General features: G+C 67.9%; 18 protein-coding genes. 14 read left to right on the forward strand and 4 right to left on the reverse strand.

The genetic code is table 11. The annotated features are described in order from the left end of the window. Nucleotides 1–156: 156 nt before the first annotated feature. The 7 genes from mscL to R2910_10390 all read left to right on the forward strand — a co-directional run bounded on the left by mscL (nucleotide 157) and on the right by R2910_10390 (nucleotide 5,880). The gene (gene mscL / locus R2910_10360; GenBank protein ID MEZ4413376.1) at nucleotides 157–606 is read left to right on the forward strand and encodes a large conductance mechanosensitive channel protein MscL; all 450 of its coding nucleotides are present in this window, start codon (nucleotides 157–159) and stop codon (nucleotides 604–606) included. Nucleotides 607–709: 103 nt separating this feature from the next. Next, the gene (locus R2910_10365) at nucleotides 710–1,456 is read left to right on the forward strand and encodes a DUF481 domain-containing protein (GenBank protein MEZ4413377.1); all 747 of its coding nucleotides are present in this window, start codon (nucleotides 710–712) and stop codon (nucleotides 1,454–1,456) included. Between the two features lie 16 nt (nucleotides 1,457–1,472). Next, nucleotides 1,473–2,000 carry a heparan-alpha-glucosaminide N-acetyltransferase domain-containing protein gene (locus R2910_10370; protein ID MEZ4413378.1) on the forward strand — a complete coding sequence of 176 codons (528 nt, stop codon included), beginning with the start codon at nucleotides 1,473–1,475 and terminating at the stop codon, nucleotides 1,998–2,000. Nucleotides 2,001–2,080: 80 nt separating this feature from the next. After that, nucleotides 2,081–2,572: a hypothetical protein gene (locus R2910_10375; protein MEZ4413379.1), complete on the forward strand. Its 492-nt coding sequence runs from the start codon at nucleotides 2,081–2,083 to the stop codon at nucleotides 2,570–2,572. 47 nt (nucleotides 2,573–2,619) lie between these two features. Beyond that, the gene (locus R2910_10380) at nucleotides 2,620–4,218 is read left to right on the forward strand and encodes an alkaline phosphatase family protein (GenBank protein MEZ4413380.1); all 1,599 of its coding nucleotides are present in this window, start codon (nucleotides 2,620–2,622) and stop codon (nucleotides 4,216–4,218) included. Next, nucleotides 4,215–4,586: a YkgJ family cysteine cluster protein gene (locus R2910_10385; GenBank protein MEZ4413381.1), complete on the forward strand. Its 372-nt coding sequence runs from the start codon at nucleotides 4,215–4,217 to the stop codon at nucleotides 4,584–4,586. The genes R2910_10380 and R2910_10385 overlap by 4 nt, the downstream gene beginning before the upstream one ends. A gap of 7 nt (nucleotides 4,587–4,593) precedes the next feature. Then, nucleotides 4,594–5,880 carry a dipeptidase gene (locus R2910_10390; protein ID MEZ4413382.1) on the forward strand — a complete coding sequence of 429 codons (1,287 nt, stop codon included), beginning with the start codon at nucleotides 4,594–4,596 and terminating at the stop codon, nucleotides 5,878–5,880. 58 nt (nucleotides 5,881–5,938) lie between these two features. Here R2910_10390 and R2910_10395 read toward each other — a convergent pair whose 3' ends face one another. Beyond that, nucleotides 5,939–6,649, reverse strand: a complete 711-nt coding sequence (locus R2910_10395) for an SURF1 family protein (GenBank protein ID MEZ4413383.1) — start codon at nucleotides 6,647–6,649, stop codon at nucleotides 5,939–5,941. A gap of 173 nt (nucleotides 6,650–6,822) precedes the next feature. Here R2910_10395 and R2910_10400 point away from each other — a divergent pair, with 173 nt between their 5' ends. The 4 genes from R2910_10400 to R2910_10415 all read left to right on the forward strand — a co-directional run bounded on the left by R2910_10400 (nucleotide 6,823) and on the right by R2910_10415 (nucleotide 9,836). Next, nucleotides 6,823–7,452: a hypothetical protein gene (locus tag R2910_10400; protein ID MEZ4413384.1), complete on the forward strand. Its 630-nt coding sequence runs from the start codon at nucleotides 6,823–6,825 to the stop codon at nucleotides 7,450–7,452. A 270-nt stretch (nucleotides 7,453–7,722) separates the two neighbouring features. Further along, nucleotides 7,723–9,264 (forward strand): hypothetical protein, encoded by a 1,542-nt coding sequence (locus R2910_10405; GenBank protein MEZ4413385.1) that lies wholly within the window; start codon nucleotides 7,723–7,725, stop codon nucleotides 9,262–9,264. Next, on the forward strand, nucleotides 9,261–9,383 hold the full coding sequence (locus R2910_10410; GenBank protein ID MEZ4413386.1) for a hypothetical protein: 123 nt from the start codon (nucleotides 9,261–9,263) through the stop codon (nucleotides 9,381–9,383). Before R2910_10405 ends, R2910_10410 begins: the two co-directional genes overlap by 4 nt. A 132-nt stretch (nucleotides 9,384–9,515) precedes the next feature. Further along, nucleotides 9,516–9,836, forward strand: a complete 321-nt coding sequence (locus tag R2910_10415; protein MEZ4413387.1) for a hypothetical protein — start codon at nucleotides 9,516–9,518, stop codon at nucleotides 9,834–9,836. 795 nt (nucleotides 9,837–10,631) lie between these two features. On the opposite strand, the gene R2910_10420 is transcribed toward R2910_10415, so the two are convergent. From R2910_10420 to R2910_10430, 3 genes are all read right to left on the reverse strand, one after another. Further along, a complete protein-coding gene (locus R2910_10420; GenBank protein MEZ4413388.1) occupies nucleotides 10,632–11,075 on the reverse strand; it encodes a hypothetical protein in 444 nt (147 codons plus the stop codon). A 1,531-nt stretch (nucleotides 11,076–12,606) separates the two neighbouring features. Then, nucleotides 12,607–12,795: a hypothetical protein gene (locus R2910_10425; GenBank protein ID MEZ4413389.1), complete on the reverse strand. Its 189-nt coding sequence runs from the start codon at nucleotides 12,793–12,795 to the stop codon at nucleotides 12,607–12,609. Between the two features lie 40 nt (nucleotides 12,796–12,835). Further along, complete coding sequence (locus R2910_10430) at nucleotides 12,836–13,252, reverse strand: hypothetical protein (protein ID MEZ4413390.1); 417 nt, start codon at nucleotides 13,250–13,252, stop codon at nucleotides 12,836–12,838. Nucleotides 13,253–13,368: 116 nt separating this feature from the next. Here R2910_10430 and R2910_10435 point away from each other — a divergent pair, with 116 nt between their 5' ends. The 3 genes from R2910_10435 to R2910_10445 all read left to right on the forward strand — a co-directional run bounded on the left by R2910_10435 (nucleotide 13,369) and on the right by R2910_10445 (nucleotide 16,506). Then, nucleotides 13,369–15,486: a hypothetical protein gene (locus R2910_10435; GenBank protein ID MEZ4413391.1), complete on the forward strand. Its 2,118-nt coding sequence runs from the start codon at nucleotides 13,369–13,371 to the stop codon at nucleotides 15,484–15,486. A gap of 193 nt (nucleotides 15,487–15,679) precedes the next feature. Next, on the forward strand, nucleotides 15,680–15,856 hold the full coding sequence (locus tag R2910_10440; protein MEZ4413392.1) for a hypothetical protein: 177 nt from the start codon (nucleotides 15,680–15,682) through the stop codon (nucleotides 15,854–15,856). A 29-nt stretch (nucleotides 15,857–15,885) separates the two neighbouring features. Next, complete coding sequence (locus R2910_10445; protein ID MEZ4413393.1) at nucleotides 15,886–16,506, forward strand: hypothetical protein; 621 nt, start codon at nucleotides 15,886–15,888, stop codon at nucleotides 16,504–16,506. Nucleotides 16,507–16,739 lie beyond the last annotated feature (233 nt).

Raw genomic sequence — 16,739 nt, forward strand, 5'->3', positions numbered from 1 at the left:
GTCCGGACTTCCCGATCGACACCAACGCGACTGCGGCTGGTCGTGCCAACAACCGACGGGTGGAGCTGAAGCAGATCAAGTAGTTGCAAGGCTGGACAGCGCGCGCCGGGATCGCAAGATTCCGGCGCGTGCCTTTTTCTACCCCCGGGAGGATGGATGCTGCAAGACTTCAAGAAGTTCCTGATGCGGGGCAACGTCGTGGACCTGGCAGTCGGTGTGATCATCGGCGCCGCGTTCGGGAAGATCGTCGGCTCGCTGGTCGATGACATCATCATGCCGGTGCTCGGGCTGGCGCTCGGTCGGATCGATTTCTCGAACCTGTACTTTGTCCTGAAGCCCGGGACCGACGGCCTGACCAGTTATCCCTCCCTCGCCGCGGCCAAGGACGCCGGTGCCGCCACGCTGAACTACGGCCAGTTCATCAGCGTCGTCATCACCTTCCTGATCGTGGCCGCAGCCATCTTCGTGATTGTGCGCCTGGTCAATCGGTTCGACGCCAAGGCTGCCCCGCCGCCCCCCAACACGAAGGAATGTCCGCAGTGCCGCATGACAGTTCCGCTGGCAGCCACCAAGTGCGGCCACTGTACGTCAGCCATCGCCGCCTGAGGCTCCCGGATCGGGCTGCGAGCACCTATCTTGGGGAGGGCGCTCCAAAGGGGCGCCCTTGTTGCGTGTCGTAACCACGTCTCAAATCGACGGAGAATCATCGATGTCTTGCTTTCGTCTGTCACACGTCCCAGCTGCCCTTGTCCTGGTCCTCCTGGCCATGCCCACCCGCGGAGAGGCACAGGCAGCGGACTCCGCCCCCCCACCGCTCAAGGGGTCCCTCGACCTCGGCCTGGTCGCCGCCTCGGGTAACACCGACCTGACGACCTTCAGCTTCGGCGAGAAGCTCGAATACGTGGCAGGCAAGTGGACGGTCGCCCAGGGCGCCAGGATGGTCTACGGACAGACCAACAGCGTGGAGAGCGCCAATGAATATGCCGTCTATGTCCAGCCGGACTACCAGCTCTCGGCCCGGTGGAAGGGGTACGTGATCGGCAGCTGGGACCGCAACACCTTCATCGGTATCTCACAGCGGTTCCAGGAGGGCGCTGGCCTCTCGTTCGAGGCGATCGCCGGGCCGAAGCATCACCTGGTGCTGGACGGGGGTTTCTCGTTCTTCCAGCAGGACTTCACCAGCGGCGTCACATCGAGCTTCCCGACGGCGCGGGGACAGGTGGCGTACAAGTACGACTTCACGCCGAAGGCCTACATCAAGAACACCTTCGTCTATCTGCCAAACCTCGAAGATGGCGCGGACTACCGCATCAACAACGAGCTGGCGCTGGTGGCGCCGGTGGCTGGCCCGATCGCCCTGAAGGCCTCCTACGTCCTGCAGTACCAGAACGCGCCCCAGCCGGGCTTCGGGACCACCGACAACCTCTACACCACCGGCCTGCAGGTCACGTTCTGAGGAGCGCCCCCGGGGCATGACCGGCCGCATCCATTCGCTGGATGCCTTTCGCGGGTTGACGGTGGCCGCGATGATCCTGGTCAACAACCCCGGGAGCTGGTCCTACGTCTACCCGCCCCTTCGGCACGCCGAGTGGGACGGGTGGACCCCGACGGACCTGATCTTTCCCTTCTTCCTGTTCATCGTCGGTGTCTCCATCGTCGTCGCGTTCACCCGTCGGGAGCTGGCGGGTGCCACGCCGAGGGCCCTGCTTCGCAAGGCGCTGCTGCGGGGCGGGCTCATTGTGCTGGTCGGTCTGCTGCTGGGCGGTTTTCCCCGGTACGACCTGGCGCAGATGCGGATCCCGGGTGTCCTGCAGCGGATCGGGGTCGTCTACGCCTTCACGGCGCTGATCTTCCTCGGTGCCGGTCCCAGGGCCCGGCGATGGATCGCCGCAGGGCTCCTCGTGGGCTACTGGCTCCTCTTGACGCTGGTGCCGGTTCCTGGCGGCGGCGTGGGCGACCTCACGGCCGCCGGCAACCTCGGGCCTGGCTGGACCGGCTGATCCTGGGAGGGCACCTCTGGACGCCGGACTTCGATCCAGAGGGGCTGCTCAGCACGCTGCCGGCCGTCGCGACCTGCCTCTTGGGCACCTTCGCAGGGGAGCGGCTTCTGGCCGACCGACCTCCCGCCGATCGGACCGTCGGCTTGCTGCTGAGCGGTGCGGCCCTCATGGTGGCGGGACTCGTCTGGGACTGGTGGTTTCCCATCAACAAAGGGCTGTGGTCCAGCTCCTACGTGCTGTTCACCGCCGGGGTCGCCGGCCAGGCGCTGGCGGCCTGCTACTGGGTGATTGACGTGCGGGGGAAAGATCGCTGGGCCGGCCCGGCGTATGTCTTCGGGACCAACGCCCTCTTCGCCTTCGTGCTCTCGGGGGTGCTGGCTCGCTGCCTGGCGCTGTGGAAGATTGCGACTCCCGAAGGGCCCGTTGCGGCTCCGCGGTGGCTCTTTGAGCGGGTGCTGGCGCCGATGGCCGGACCGATGATAGGCTCGTTGTCCTACGCGCTTCTCAATGTGGCCGGAATCTTTCTGCTGACCGCCGTGCTCTATCGCCGTCGCATCTTCGTCAAGTTGTGACCCGGCCCAGGGATGCCTCGGCGGGGCCACCGGGCTAAATTTCCCTGATGCTCCTCCCAGCCCTGGCGCTTGCCTTCGCGGCCAGTCTGTCCACCGATCCGCCGGCTAGTGCCCCGGCGCCGCAGGACTCCGCGCCTCGGCTCGTGGTCCTCCTGGTGGTCGATCAGTTCCGTCCAGACTATCTGCGTCGGTACCAGGCCGAATGGACCGGTGGGTTCAAGCGACTCCTCGATGAGGGCATGCTCTTCACCGAGGGCCGTCAGGATCATGCCATCACGCAGACGGGGCCCGGTCACTCGACGCCGCTGAGTGGACGCTATCCGGCCCATACGGGCATCGTGACCAACGACCTCGGCGTGCCCGACCGGCTCTCCCCGCTGATCGATGATCCCAAGGCCGTCGGTGCCTCGCCGCATCGGTTCCAGGGGTCGGCCCTGCTGGACTGGATGATCGCCCGGGACTCGACGACGCGCATGCTGTCCGTCGCGATGAAGGACCGATCCGCGATCCTGCCGATCGGTCGCGCCAGGGGGCAGGTGTTCTGGTGGTCGAATCTTGGCTTCTTTACCACCAGTCGGTACTATCGCGATTCCCTCCCGTCCTGGGTGCAGGAGTGGAACCGGCGGAATCCGATGAGCCATTTCACCGGCCGCCGCTGGGACCTGCTGGAGCCGGAGAGCGCCTATCCCGAAGCCGACAGCTTGCCGGCAGAAAATGGTCGGGATGGGCGCAACACCTTTCCGCATGCCCTTCCCGACGAGGCCGGCAAGGCCGCCGCGCTCCTGCCGCATTTCCCCTGGATGGACTCGCTGACGCTCGATCTCGCCCTCACGGGCGTCTCGGCGCTGGGCATTGGAAGCGGTGACGGTGGCCGCACAGATCTGTTGTCGATTTCGCTTTCGTCGGTGGACGAGATCGGGCATGACTTTGGTCCCGATTCGAGGGAACTCCACGACATGCTGCTTCGCCTCGACGGCTACCTGGCCTGGTTTCTCGATTCCCTCGCGGTCACGACGCCCAAGGAGCGGATCCTGCTCGTACTCACCTCCGACCATGGCACCCAGGCCATGCCGGAGCAGGCGCCTCCCACGCATGGCCGCCCCGCCGGTCGGGCGTGGCCGGCTCCGATGATTCGCGCGGTGGCGAGCGAGCTTCGCGACCGCTGGCGCACCGACTTCGGTATCCGGTTCGACTACGGCATCGTGATGGCCGATCTCGTGGCACTTCGGTCCCGGGGGATCGACCCCGACAGCCTCAGCCGCAGCCTCGCCGCCCGGTTTCGGGCGGAGCCCTACGTCGACCGGGTCTACACGCCCCGCTCGCTTGCCAGGGCGTCGAAGTCGGATCCGCTGGCCAATCGGTGGCGTCATACACTGCCGGCCGATTTCGGCTGGCTGGTGGCCGTGATCCCGTACGAGGGCACCACATGGGACTCGTGGACCGTCGGGGCCAACCACGGCACCCCGTGGATGGCGGACGTGAGGGTGCCTATACTCTTCTGGGGCGCTGGGGTCAGCCCCCGCGTGGTCGGGAGGCCGGTGCGGGCGGTCGACATTGCCCCGACGCTGGCGCGCCGCATCGGCGTGCGGCCAACGGAACCGCTGGACGGCGTGGTGCTGCCCGAAGTCGCCGGGAGTGCCCGGTGACCTTTCCATCGCTCCCCTGCTTCCCCTGTCCGCACGACTCCGCCTGCTGCGCCCACGGCTCCACCCTCGCCGAGGAGGAGGCGGCCGCGATCACGGCTCGGTATGGCGACGACCGGATCTACCTGACCCGGTGGGGCGAGTGGCGCACCCGCGTCAAGGGAGGGCGCTGCGCCTTCCTCGTGGACAATGCCTGTGAGTTGCACGACCAGCCGTTCTATCCGTTGGTGTGCCGGGGGTTTCCCTGGACCGATTCGGAAACCGGCGGTCCCTATGAATTCGACCGGACGATCTGCCCCGAGTTCGAGCAGCGCCCGGAGTTGGTGAACATCAACCCATTTCTCGGCCGCAACGGTGGCCGGAAGGGATAGGTGGACGGTGTCAGCTCCTTTTCGTAGCCTCGCATCGACGCTGATCGGTGTCACGATCGCGCTTGGTTTCCTGACCGTCCCGGCGGCCGCCCAGGAGGATGCCGCGCTGACGCACGCGCGGGCCTTGCTCAAGACCGTCCCGCTCATCGACGGCCACAACGACCTGCCGTGGGAAATCCGGATGTCGGAAACCGCGCCGATGGACGTGAAGGCCTACAACCTGAACATGAAGACACAGGGCAACACCGATATTGCGCGCCTTCGTGCGGGCGAAGTCGGTGCGCAGTTCTGGTCGATTTACGTCCCCGGCGAAGCGAAGGATTCGGGATACGCGAAGATGCAACTGGAGGAGTTTGACATCGCCAAGCGCATGATCGCGATGTATCCGAAGGACCTCCAGTTCGTCACCACCGCCGACGGGATCGAGCAGGCGTTCAAGGCCGGCAAGATCGGTTCCCTCCTCGGCATGGAGGGCGGGCATGTCATTGAGAACTCGCTCGGCGCCCTCCGCTCGTACTATGACCTCGGCGCCCGGTACATGACGCTGACCCACAACGTCACCCTCGACTGGGCGGACGCGGCACTGGACAGCGCGAGGCACAATGGCCTGACGCCCTTTGGCCGCGAGGTGGTGCGGGAGATGAACCGGCTGGGGATGATGGTGGACCTGAGCCACGTCTCGCCCGCCGTCATGAGCAACGTGCTCGACGTCACCGAGTCGCCGGTGATCTTTTCCCACTCGTCGGCCCGGGCCATCACCGACCACAAGCGGAATGTCCCCGATTCAATCCTCAAGCGTCTGCCGAAGAATGGCGGCGTCGTGATGGTGACGTTCGTGCCATCCTTCGTGAACCCGCAGTTCGGCGCGTGGGAGGCCTCGATGGATTCGGTGATTGCGGCGGGAATGGCCGCCACCCACGATTCGGCCGCCGTGCGGGCGCAGCTGCGCGCGTGGCGCAAGGAGCATCCCCTCCCTCCCGCGACGTTGAGCGACGTGGCCGACCACATCGAGCACATCCGCCAGGTGGCGGGCGTCGATCATATCGGGCTCGGAAGCGACTTCGACGGGATGGGCCCGAACGCGCCGGTCGGGCTCACGGATGTCTCCATGTTCCCCGATCTCTTTGCGGAATTGATTCGGCGCGGGTGGAAGGACAGCGACCTGAAGAAGCTCGCCGGCGAGAACATGCTGCGCGTGCTCCGGGCCAATGAGGCGACTGCCAAGCGCCTGCAGGCCACACGGCAGCCGTCGACCAAGACGATCCAGGAGATGGACGCGCCCGGCACCACCTGAGGGCGGGACGAGTTGTTGCAGACGATGAGGGGCGCCCGCAGGGGCGCCCCTGATCGCGTCAGGCCATCGGCGCAGCGGGATGTCGCCGCTTCCACCAGATCGCTGCGGCCCCTCCGAAGGCGATGGTGGCGAAGCCGAACCACTGGATGGCATAGTTCAGGTGAGGGCCGTCGTCGAGCGGGGGCGCGCTGCTTCGCAGCGGGGCGGGGGACACCGTCGCCGGGGAATCGGCAATGATGTAGACCGGCGCGATGGGATAGGGGAGTCGCTCGCGCAGCGTGGCGAGGTCGAGCCGGCGCCAGGTGGTGGTGCCATTGCGCTCGGCGGGCCTGGCGCCCGTGGGATCAATCGGGACTGCCATTGTGATGCCGGAGACGGTGGTCGAGTCTGCCTCGCGGTGGAGCTGCGCATCGTAGCCGATGGCGTCGGCCGAGGGGACATAGCCGCGGAGGACAAGGATCGCCGAATCCGAACCCGCCAGTCGCATCGGTGTGACCACCTCGACCCCCGGAACGCCGCTGCGGCCCCGTCCCCGGAGAATGATTTCCTGGTCGTAGTCGTAGGCCCCCGTCGCCCTGGCGCGCCGGTTCCCCGTCGAGTCGTGCAGGGTGCGGGCATCGACCTCGGGCAGCGCGCGTTCCGCGAGCGCCGAGGCGTTGGTGGCTCGCCGCGTGTCGAGCCGGTCGAGCTGCCACACACCGAGGCGCAGGCAGACTACCCCCATGAAGAGCGAGAAGATCACGAAGGCGAGCGGGTACCGTGAGGTCATGGCTGTCTGGCGTTGAGGACACCGGGGCAGGCTCCCGGGCGGACAACGGTTTCGGCGTGTACGTCAAGACGTTGCAATATAATGACTTGGAGTCGATGGTGCTGGTGGTATCGGGCTTGCTCTAGTTGTGGTTGTTCCCTCGCTTCGGTCATCATCGAAATTCTGGAGGTCATATGCGGGTCCGTCGGCTGGCCGCCGTCCTCGTGCTTGCCACGCTCGGTACCGCTCCCCAAGTCATCGCGCAGGCCGATGGCGCACCCAAGGGGCTTGAGGTCGTCAAGAACCCGAGCCGTCGGAGCGGATTCTGGGGCAGCATCGGATTCGGGGTGGGTTCGGAGAGCTTCAGCGTTCCCGACTCAGTCGCCTCGCCTGGGTGGCTGGCCGCCCCGACGTTCAATATGCGGGTCGGCGGAACCCCTGACATTCATCTTCGTCTTGGTGGGGAGCTGATTTCCTGGTATAACGGTGACGGTGCGTACTCCCAGACGCTGGGGGGCATGCTCGGAATCGCACAGATCTATCCCTCCACGACTCAGGGGTTCTTCCTGAAGGGTGGTGGCGGGTACGCCTGGAACTCCTTTGGCAACGACTACTACTGCTCTTGGTACTACTGCTACGAGTACGGGTATTCCTACGACTCCGGCTTCATGTGGACCGCGGGGGCAGGGTGGGAAATCCCGATCAGCCGCACGCTGAACATCATGCCGACGGTCGACTACTACGAGTCCTATTTCGGGGGCCGGTATACGGCCAACTATACCGAGAAGCTCTGGAACTTCGGGGTCGCGATCGAAATCCCCTGATTTGGTCGTCCACCAGTTTTTCCACAATTGGGTGTCGCGGCACTGCCATATGGGCGGTCCCGGCACCCTCTTCGTTTTGTGCAAGTAGTTGCGGGGATTGGGTTTTGACGATACCATATCTCCCCCCGAAGGGGCACGGCATGTGCCCGATGAGGGTGGCTCTAACCCCATTCCCCGCTGTCTGAGCAACGCCTTTTGTCACTGAGGGTTCGTCCGCTCGTTTGGCCCGTCGTCCTTGCCGCCGCTGCCGTGACCTGCAGCAGCGACAATTTGACGCTGCCCAATGAAGGCCTCCCCGCCGCCCTGACCCTCGTGTCCGGGAATGCCCAGTCGGCGACGGTGGCGACTCCCCTCCCCGATTCCCTTCTCGTTCGCGTGACGGACTCCAAGGCCAGGCCTGTTGAGGGCGTCAAGGTGGTCTTCACGCCAACGCTTGGCGGTGGCGATGCCGTGCCTGACACCGGCCTCACGAACGCGGACGGACGCACCGGCTCCCGGTGGCTCCTCGGGTCGACCGCCGGCGCGCAACGGATGCAGGCGATGGTGGTCGGCCAGACGTCTGGGGGCGCGCTGACGCTGAACTTTGACGCGACGGCGGTAGCGGCGGCGGCGGATACGGTGTTCGCGGTGCGGGGAAACAATCAGTCGGCGGAGGTGGGCGCAGCGCTGACGGATTCGCTCATCGTCAGGGTCACGGACCGGTACGGCAACTCGGTCGCTGGCGCATCGGTCAGCTGGGCGCCGCTTGGTGGCGGCTCGGTCAGTCCCGCGTCGAGCACCACGGGCACGGCCGGCACCGCCGCCACGCTGCGGACGTTGGGACCGACCGCCGGGCCCCAAGGCGCCACCGCCACGGCCGGCACGCTGAAGGGCTCGCCGGTGACGTTTGCGATGACCGCGCTGCCGGCGGCGCCGACTTCACTGGTCAAGGTGACCGGCGACAACCAGGCCGGATCTGTCGGCGCGCCACTGACCGATTCGCTGGTGGTCCGGTTGCTCGATGGGACCGGCAACGGTGTCCCTGGCAGGAATGTCACCTTCGCCGTCGCGACCGGCGGCGGTTCCACCTCACCGAGCTCCGCCACCACCGATACCGGCGGGCGTGCGGCGACACGATGGACCCTTGGTCCCTCGGCCGGGAGCAACTCGCTCATCGCGACCTCGTCGGGCTTCTCGGTCACCTTCCAGGCGACGGGTAACTCGTCCACGGCGACGACCCTCCTGGCCAACGCCCCACTCACCCAGAACGGTACCGCGGGCCTCCCAGCGGCAACACCGCCCTCAGTGCGGGTGACCGACGTCAACGGCAATCCTGTGGCGGGAGTGGCGATCAGCTTCACGGTCGCGAGTGGCGGGGGCAGCGTCCTGCCCGTCACACCCGTGTCCACCAACGCGTCAGGGATTGCCTCGCTTTCGCAGTGGGTGCTGGGCACGGTGGCAGGGGCCACCAGCGTGACGGCGAGCGCGGCAGGGCTCACTCCGAGCTCCCTGACCTTCAATGCGACCGGCGCCCCTGGTGCCGTGGCGCAACTCCAGATCCAGCAGCAGCCCAGTTCGTCCGCCCAGAGCGGGGTGCCACTTGCCACCCAGCCCACGGTCCGGCTGGCCGATGCCTTCGGAAACCCCGTCACCGCGACTGGGACGGTCGTGACCGCCGGTCTCGCGAGCGGGAGCGGGACACTCGGCGGCAACGTCACCGCGTCCACGGTGAGCGGGCTGGCGACATTCACTGACCTCGCGGTGACGGGCCCCACCGGGACATACACCATCCGGTTTACCGCGGGGAGCCTGACTCCGGACACCAGTGCGTGATTGCCATTGGGTCGGGCGTTGCGACGAAGCTTGCGATGGTCACCCAGCCTTCGGCCACCTCGCAAAACGGCGTGGTCTTTACCCAGCAGCCCCAGGTGCAGGTACAGGACGCGGTGTAACCGGTCGCCGGGGCGGGCGGTGACCGTGGCCATCAACAGCGGGGGTGGCACCCTCGGGGGCACTGCCACGGCCAACAGCAACGCCAGCGGGCTTCCGCTGCAACCTTCACCGGGCTGTCGATCACGGGGACGGTGGGTGCCCGGACGCTGGCATTCGGCAGTGCCACTCGAACTCAATCGTTCCAGCACCGTCACGATCACTGCTTCTACGCACCGACCCAGATGTCGATCAACCAGGGCGACGGTCAGACTGCGACGGCGGGGAGCGCGATCGCGACCGCGCCACGCGTGCTGATCCGCGATGTGAGCAACAACCCGGTGTCGGGCGTGGCGGTGACCTTTGCGGTCGCCTCGGGTGGCGGGTCGGTCCTGCCGGCCTGCGGCAGTCACGACGAACGCCAGCGGCCTCGCGGCCGCAACGTCGTGGACACTCGGCTCGGTCGCTTCTGTTAATTAACACCCTGACGGTACGGCGACCCCCGCCTAAGATTATGACCAAACCCCGCAGGCCCTTCACGGCGACCGGGGTGCCCGGAGGGGCCGGTGGGCTGAGCATCACCTCGCAACCGTCGGCCTCGGTCGTCAATGGTGCGGTGCTGGCACAGGCGCCGGTGATCCAGGTCCTGGACGTCAACGGCAACCCTGTCGCCACTCCGACGAGTGTTGCCATCACGGTCGGTATCGCGGCCGGTCCGGGTGGGACGCTTGGCGGGCTCACCACGGTGGGAACCAACGCGTCCGGCCAAGCCACCTTCAACGGGCTGAGCATCACGGGGCTCGCCGGCGTGTACACCCTCCAGTTCACCAGCCCCGGCCTGACCGGCGTATCATCCGCCAACGTGAACCTCACGGCAGCCCAGCGACAAGACTGGCCGTCACGACGGAATCGCCCGCCACGGCGCAGAGCGGCGGTAGCGGATGACCCCCCACCGTGGTTCAACTGCAGGACGTGTCGGGCAATGCAGTCAGTACGGCGAGCGTCAATATTACGGCATCGCTCGTGTCTGGCGGGGGGACGCTGACCGGCGACCCCAAGTGTTGTGACCAACGCCCGGGGCCTTCGAGTTTTCGGCAATCTGATCCTCACTGAACAGTCGGGCCGAGGGTGCTCCGGTTTACCTCGGCCGGCCTGGCGCCGGATACTTACTACGGCGATCATCGTGCGCTGGGTGCGGGGCAACGCGACGGCCCTGGAATACGTGATTCAGCCATCGACCGTGACCGCTGGGCAGAACATCACCCCCGCGGTTACCGTGCGAGTCCGGATGGGGCAGGTAACACCGTCACGACGGCGGTGAACGCTGTGACCGTGGCGATCGGCGCCAATCCGGGCACGAGCACGCTCAGCGGAACCCTCACCGCAAACGCGGTTACCGGCGTCGCGACATTCGGGCGTTGTCCCTCAACAAGGCGTTTGGCGACTCCCCACACCCTGGTCGCCTCGGCGACGGGTCTCACGAGCGCGACGAGCGCTGGATTCACGGTCAATTCGGCAGGCGCCACGTCCATCGCCGCCAATTCCGTTACCAGCCAGAGTGACACTGCGGGCCTTCCAGTCGCAGCGCCACCATCGGTGCTGGTGACCGACGCGAATGGCAACCCGGTCGCCGGTGTGGCCATCACCTTTGCCTTGACGGTCGGCGGCGGGTCCATCGCCCCGACGACGCCTGTCCTCACCAATGCGTCGGGCATCGCCACACTCGCGTCCTGGACGCTCGGCAATGCCGCAGGTGCCAACACCGTGACGGCCTCTGGCGCAGGCCTCTCGCCTGCGCTCATCACCTTTACGCCTACCTATGCTGTGCAGGAAGGCCACGCACCGCAGATGGCCACGCAGCCGTCACCGACGGCACAGAGTGGCGTGGCGCTGGCGGTGCAACCTTACGGTGCGGCTCGCCGACGTCTTTGGGAATCCGGTGTCGGCTCTGCTGGAGTCACAATCACCGCTTCGCTGGCATCGGGCGCTTCAAGACGCTCGGTGGCACCTGACGGCATCGACGGTGGGCGGCGTGGCCACCTTCACCAATCTGGCAGTCACCGGGCCCACTGGGGCCTACACCCTGCAGTTCACCGCCACGGGGCTCAACCCCGTCACGAGCACCACGATCGGGATTGGGGCAGGCGTGGCCACGCAGCTGGCCATGGTGACGCAACCGTCGATACGGTGGTCATGCGCCGTTCGCGCAGCAACCGACGGTGCAAGTGCAGGACGCTGCCTAAGAATCCGGTCGCTGGTGGCATCGGTAACGGCGGCCATCACGACAGGTGGCGGGACGCTTGGTGGGACCGTGACCGTGAATACCAACGCGGCGGGTCTCGCGACCTTTACCAATCTCCATCACCGGGCTCGTCGGGCCGCGGACACTGCGGTTTACCGAAGGGTCGCTGACCCCAGCCATCTCCGGCACCATCACCCTCACGGCGGGTGCCGCCAACCAGATCCTGGTCAACACCGGGAACGGGCAGACGGCCATTGCGAACACCCCCAGTTGCCACGCCACCCTCAGTGGTGGTGCGTGACATCAGCGGAAACCCGGTTGCAGGCGTGTCGGTAACCTTCGGCGGTGGCGACCGGGGGAGCATCGTGCCGCGGCAACCCCGACGACCACCAACGCGTCCGGCATCGCCGCGCTAACGTCCTGGACCCTCGGCACGCTGGCGGGCGCCAACAGCGTCACGGCCACCTCCGGCACGCTCGCTGGCAGTCCGGTGACGTTTACCGCCACCGCGAACGCAGGCGCCGCCACGCAGCTCCAGGCGGCGACGCAGCCGTCCCCGGCGGCCCAGAGCGGCGTGGCATTGGCGGTGCAGCCGACCGTCCGGCTTGCGGACGTCTTCGGAATTTGGTCACACCTCCGGCGTCACGATCACCGCCGGATTCGGCCGGTGGACAGGCACACTCGGCGGGACCGTGACGGCCACGGTATCCGGGGTCGCCACTTTCGCGAACCTTTCCATCGCCGGCGTGTCCGGCCCGTACACGCCGCTTCACCTCGGGCGCGCTGACCGCGGCCACGAGTAGCACGATCACCCTGGCCGCGGGCACCGCGGCACGCCTCACGATCGTGACCGAGCCCTCCGCCACCGCGCAAAACGCCAGCATCCTGGCGCAGCAACCGACCGTCCAGGTTGAGTGACGCCGCCTACAATCCTGTCGCCGGGGTGGTCTCGGTGACGGCCGCCATCGCGAGTGGTGGGGGGACGCTCGGGGGCACTGCGACCATCAGCACCAACGCCGCAGGCTGGCCTCGTTCACGAACCTCGCGATCACGGGCACTGTCGGGGCCCGCACGCTGCAGTTCTCCAGCGGCGCGCTGACGCCCGACACGTCCAGCGCGGTGACGATCACCGCCGCAGCTGCCGCGACCCAGATTGCCATCAACGCCAAGAACGGCCAGACGGCAACGGTCACCACCGCCGTCACCACCTGCCGTCGGCCATCGTCCGCGACATCAGCGGTATCCAGTCTCAGGCGTGGCCGTGACCTTTGCGGTGACCGGGGCGGCGGCAGCGTCCTCCCGGTCACCCCGGTGGTGACGAACGCCCCGCGTGGCCGCGCTGACGTCGTGGACCATGGGGACGGTGGCCGGGGCCAACACGATGACGGCGGCGTCAGCACGCTCAGCGAGCCCGGTGCCACCGCCACGGCCACGGCAGGCGCGGCGACGCAACTCCAGGTACACCAGCCGTCGCCGACGGCGCAGAGTGGGGTGGCGTTTGCGAATCAGCCGCATGATCCAGCTTGCGGATGCCTTCGGGAATCCTGTCACGACGACGGGGACGACGATTACCGCGGCCTTCGCCAGCGGCACGGGCACGCTCGGCGGCACCCTCACTGCCAATACCGCGTCCGGCGTGGCGACCTTCACCAACCTGTCCATCACCGGGGCGGTTTACCCACATCGCCCAAGCTCAGTCGGGCGCCCTGACGGCGGCGACGAGCGGCACGATCACCCTGTCGGCCGGAACCGCGACCCGCCTCGCGATGGTCACCCAGCCGTCAGCCACCGCACAGAACACCATCGCGTTCGCACAGCAGCCGAGCGTGCAGGCGCAGGACGCCGCCGGGAACCCGGTGGCTGGCGTGCGGTCGGTGACGGTGACGATCGCCTCGGGCGGCGGGACGCTGGGTGGCACGGCAACGGTCAACACCAACGCCGCGGGCCTGGCCACCTTCGCGGGTCTCTCGATTACCGGGACGGTCGGCGCGCGGACGCTGGGTTGCGTCCACCGTACTCGGGACCACGCGGCGATCTCCACATCCATCGGCTTGACGGCGGGCGCGCCGACGCAGATGGCGGTGAGCGTTGGCAACGGCCAGACCGCCACCGCGGGGACGGCCGTGGCAACCCCTCCGGCCGTGGTGGTGCGTGACGTGAGCAACAACCCGGTCTCCAACGTGGCCGTGACGTTCGGGGTGGCCTCCGGCGGGGGGTCGGTCGTACCGGCGGGTGCGGTGTCGACCAACGCCTCGGGCATCGCGGCGGTGACTTCCTGGACGCTGGGGACGGCAGCCGGTGCCAACTCGCTGACCGCGACGGCCGCGCCGGCTGGCATCTCGCCGAATCCTGTCACCTTTACGGCGACGGCGATGGCGGGTGACGGCCGCGAGCTGGCGATGTTCACGCAGCCACCGACATCGATCGCGAGCGGAGCAACCATGACCCCCGCACCCGTGGTCCAGCTGCAGGATTCGCTCGGTAACCCCGTCACGACCTCCAATTTCCCAATCTCCGTGACCATCGCGTCGGGGCCTGGCGGCATCCTCTCCGGCGGCACGATCGCGGTGACGAACACTTCCGGCCGCGCCACGTTCAGTTCATTGGTGATCACCGGCCCTACGGGGGACTATAGGCTGCAGTTCACCGGCGCGAGCGTGACCGGCGTGACCTCCGGGACGATTACCCTGACGGCGGGGAGTGCGGCCCGCGTCGCGGTCGTAACCCAGCCCACGACGGCGCAGAGCGGGATCGTGTTCCCTGTCACCCCCACCGTGCAGGTGCAGGACGCGGCGGGCAACCCGGTCGCGTCCTCGGGCAGGAGTATCTCGGTCATCTCGAACTCCGGGACGGCGGTGCTGACTGGCCCCTCCAGCCGGACGACCAACGGGTCCGGCCTCGCCACCTTTTCCAGCCTCGTCCTGACCGGGGCGGTCGGGCCCAATACGCTGCTCTTCTCCTCCGCCGGACTGACCACGGACACGACCGCGGTGATCACGCTGACCGCCGGCACCGCCACGCAACTGACCATGGTCCAGCAGCCGTCGGCATCCGTGTCGAGCGGGGTGGCGCTGGCGCAGCAGCCGACGGTCCAGGTCCGTGACGCGTCGGGCAATCCGGTTTCCGGAATCGTGTCGGTGACCGCGGCGATCGCCTCCGGCGGCGGGACGCTGGGCGGGACGGTCACGGTCAGCACCAACGCCGCCGGCCTGGCGACGTTCACCGACCTGTCGATCACCGGCACGGTCGGCGCTAGGACGCTGCAGTTCACGAGTGCCGGCCTGACGACCGCCACCTCGACCGCGGTGAATGTCACCGCCGGCGCGGCCACCCAATTGACGATGGTGCAGCAGCCCTCGGCGTCGGCCGCCAGTGGTGCGAGCTTCGCGCAGCAGCCGACCGTCCAGGTGCGGGACGCTTCGGGGAATCCCGTCTCTGGCGTCGTGTCGGTCACCGCCGCGATCCTGACAGGCGGCGGCACGCTCGGTGGTGTCACCACGATCAACACGAACAGCTCCGGCCTGGCCACCTTTGCCGGGCTCTCTATCACCGGGACGATCGGGTCGAGGACGCTGCAGTTCAGCAGCGGTGCCCTGACGCCTGCCACATCCACCGCGGTCTCCGTCACGGCGGGTGCGCCGAGCCAGATGTCCATCAGTGCGGGCAACGGCCAGAGCGCCACTGCCGGTTCTGCGGTGACGACCGCTCCTGCGGTGCTGGTGCGTGACGCCAGCAACAACCCCGTCGCCGGCGTCTCGGTGACCTTCGCGGTGGCCGGTGGTGGTGGCTCCATCCTTCCGGCAACCGCGGTGACGACCAACGTCTCGGGCATCGCGACCACCGCGTCGTGGACGCTCGGGACCGTGGCAGGGGCGAACTCCTGACCGCTACCGCCGCCCAGGGATCACGCCGAACCCGGTGACGTTTACCGCGACGGGAACACCGGGCGCCGCGACGCAACTTCACGGTGGTGGTGCAGCAGCCGTCGGCGACGGCGGCCAGCGGCGTGGCCCTGGCCCAGCAACCTGCCGTCCAGGTCCGGGATGCCCGGGCAACGCCGTATCCGGCGTGGTCTCGGTGACCGCCTCGATCGCCAGCGGCGGCGGGACGCTCGGCGGCACGGCCACGGTGAGCACCGACGCCAACGGTCTCGCGACGTTCAGCAACCTGGTCATCACGGGAACGGTACGAGGAACGCTGCAGTTCGCCAGCGCGCTGGCCTCACCAGCGCGACGTCGGCAGGTATCTCCCTGACGCCGGGCGCCCCCACGCAGCTGACCGTAGTGCAGCAGCCGTCGGCCACGGCGCAGAACGCCGTCGCCTTCGCCCAGCAGCCGACGATCCAGGTGCGGGACGCCTCGGGGAACGCGGTTGCCGCGGCGGTGTCGGTCACGGCCGCCATCGCGTCGGGGGGCGGGGCGCTTGGGGGCACGACGACGGTCGTCACGAACGGGAGCGGGCTCGCGACTTTCGCGGGGCTGTCGATCACCGGAGCGGTTGGCGCGCGGACATTGCAGTTCACCAGCGCTGGGTTGACGACCGCCACCTCGAGCGCCATCAACATCACGCCGGGGGCGGCAACACAGTTGGTGATGGTGCAGCAGCCGTCGGCCTCGGCGGCGAGCGGCGCGGCCTTCGCCCAGCAGCCGACCGTCCAGCTCCGGGACGCATCGGGAAATGACGTGGCCGGCGCCGTCACGGTCACGGCCGCCATCGCGTCGGGGGGTGGCACGCTCGGCGGCACGGTCTCGGCGACGACGAGCGCAGGCGGCCTGGCGACCTTCACCAATCTGTCGATCCCAGGCCTAGTTGGCTCGCGGACGCTGCAGTTCACCAGCGCAGGGCTGACGCCTGCACCTCGAGCGCTATCGGCATCACCGCCGGAGCGGCCTCGCAACTGGTGATCGTGCAGCAGCCGTCGGCCTCGGCGGCGAGCGGGGCGGTGCTTGCACAGCAGCCGACGGTGCAGGTGCCGGACGCCTCCGGGAACCCAGTCTCCGGGGGTGGCATCGGTGACGGCCTCGATCGCGAGCGGCGGTGGCGCCCTGGGCGGAACCGTCGCCGTGAAACACGAGCATGGGCCTGGCGACCTTCACCAACCTGGCGATCACGGGCACGGTCGGGGCGCGCACGCTGC

The organism is Gemmatimonadales bacterium (assembly GCA_041390145.1).
Taxonomy (GTDB): Bacteria; Gemmatimonadota; Gemmatimonadetes; order Gemmatimonadales; family GWC2-71-9; genus SPDF01.

Excerpts from the sequence above, each read along its gene's own strand:
- R2910_10420 (MEZ4413388.1), bottom strand. The coding sequence starts at position 11,075 with ATGCCCGACGCATTGGTGAGGACAGGCGTCGTCGGGGCGATGGACCCG.
- R2910_10435 (MEZ4413391.1), top strand. The coding sequence starts at position 13,369 with ATGGTCACCCAGCCGTCAGCCACCGCACAGAACACCATCGCGTTCGCA.
- R2910_10400 (MEZ4413384.1), top strand. The coding sequence starts at position 6,823 with ATGCGGGTCCGTCGGCTGGCCGCCGTCCTCGTGCTTGCCACGCTCGGT.
- R2910_10370 (MEZ4413378.1), top strand. The coding sequence starts at position 1,473 with ATGACCGGCCGCATCCATTCGCTGGATGCCTTTCGCGGGTTGACGGTG.
- R2910_10365 (MEZ4413377.1), top strand. The coding sequence starts at position 710 with ATGTCTTGCTTTCGTCTGTCACACGTCCCAGCTGCCCTTGTCCTGGTC.
- mscL (MEZ4413376.1), top strand. The coding sequence starts at position 157 with ATGCTGCAAGACTTCAAGAAGTTCCTGATGCGGGGCAACGTCGTGGAC.
- R2910_10395 (MEZ4413383.1), bottom strand. The coding sequence starts at position 6,649 with ATGACCTCACGGTACCCGCTCGCCTTCGTGATCTTCTCGCTCTTCATG.
- R2910_10380 (MEZ4413380.1), top strand. The coding sequence starts at position 2,620 with ATGCTCCTCCCAGCCCTGGCGCTTGCCTTCGCGGCCAGTCTGTCCACC.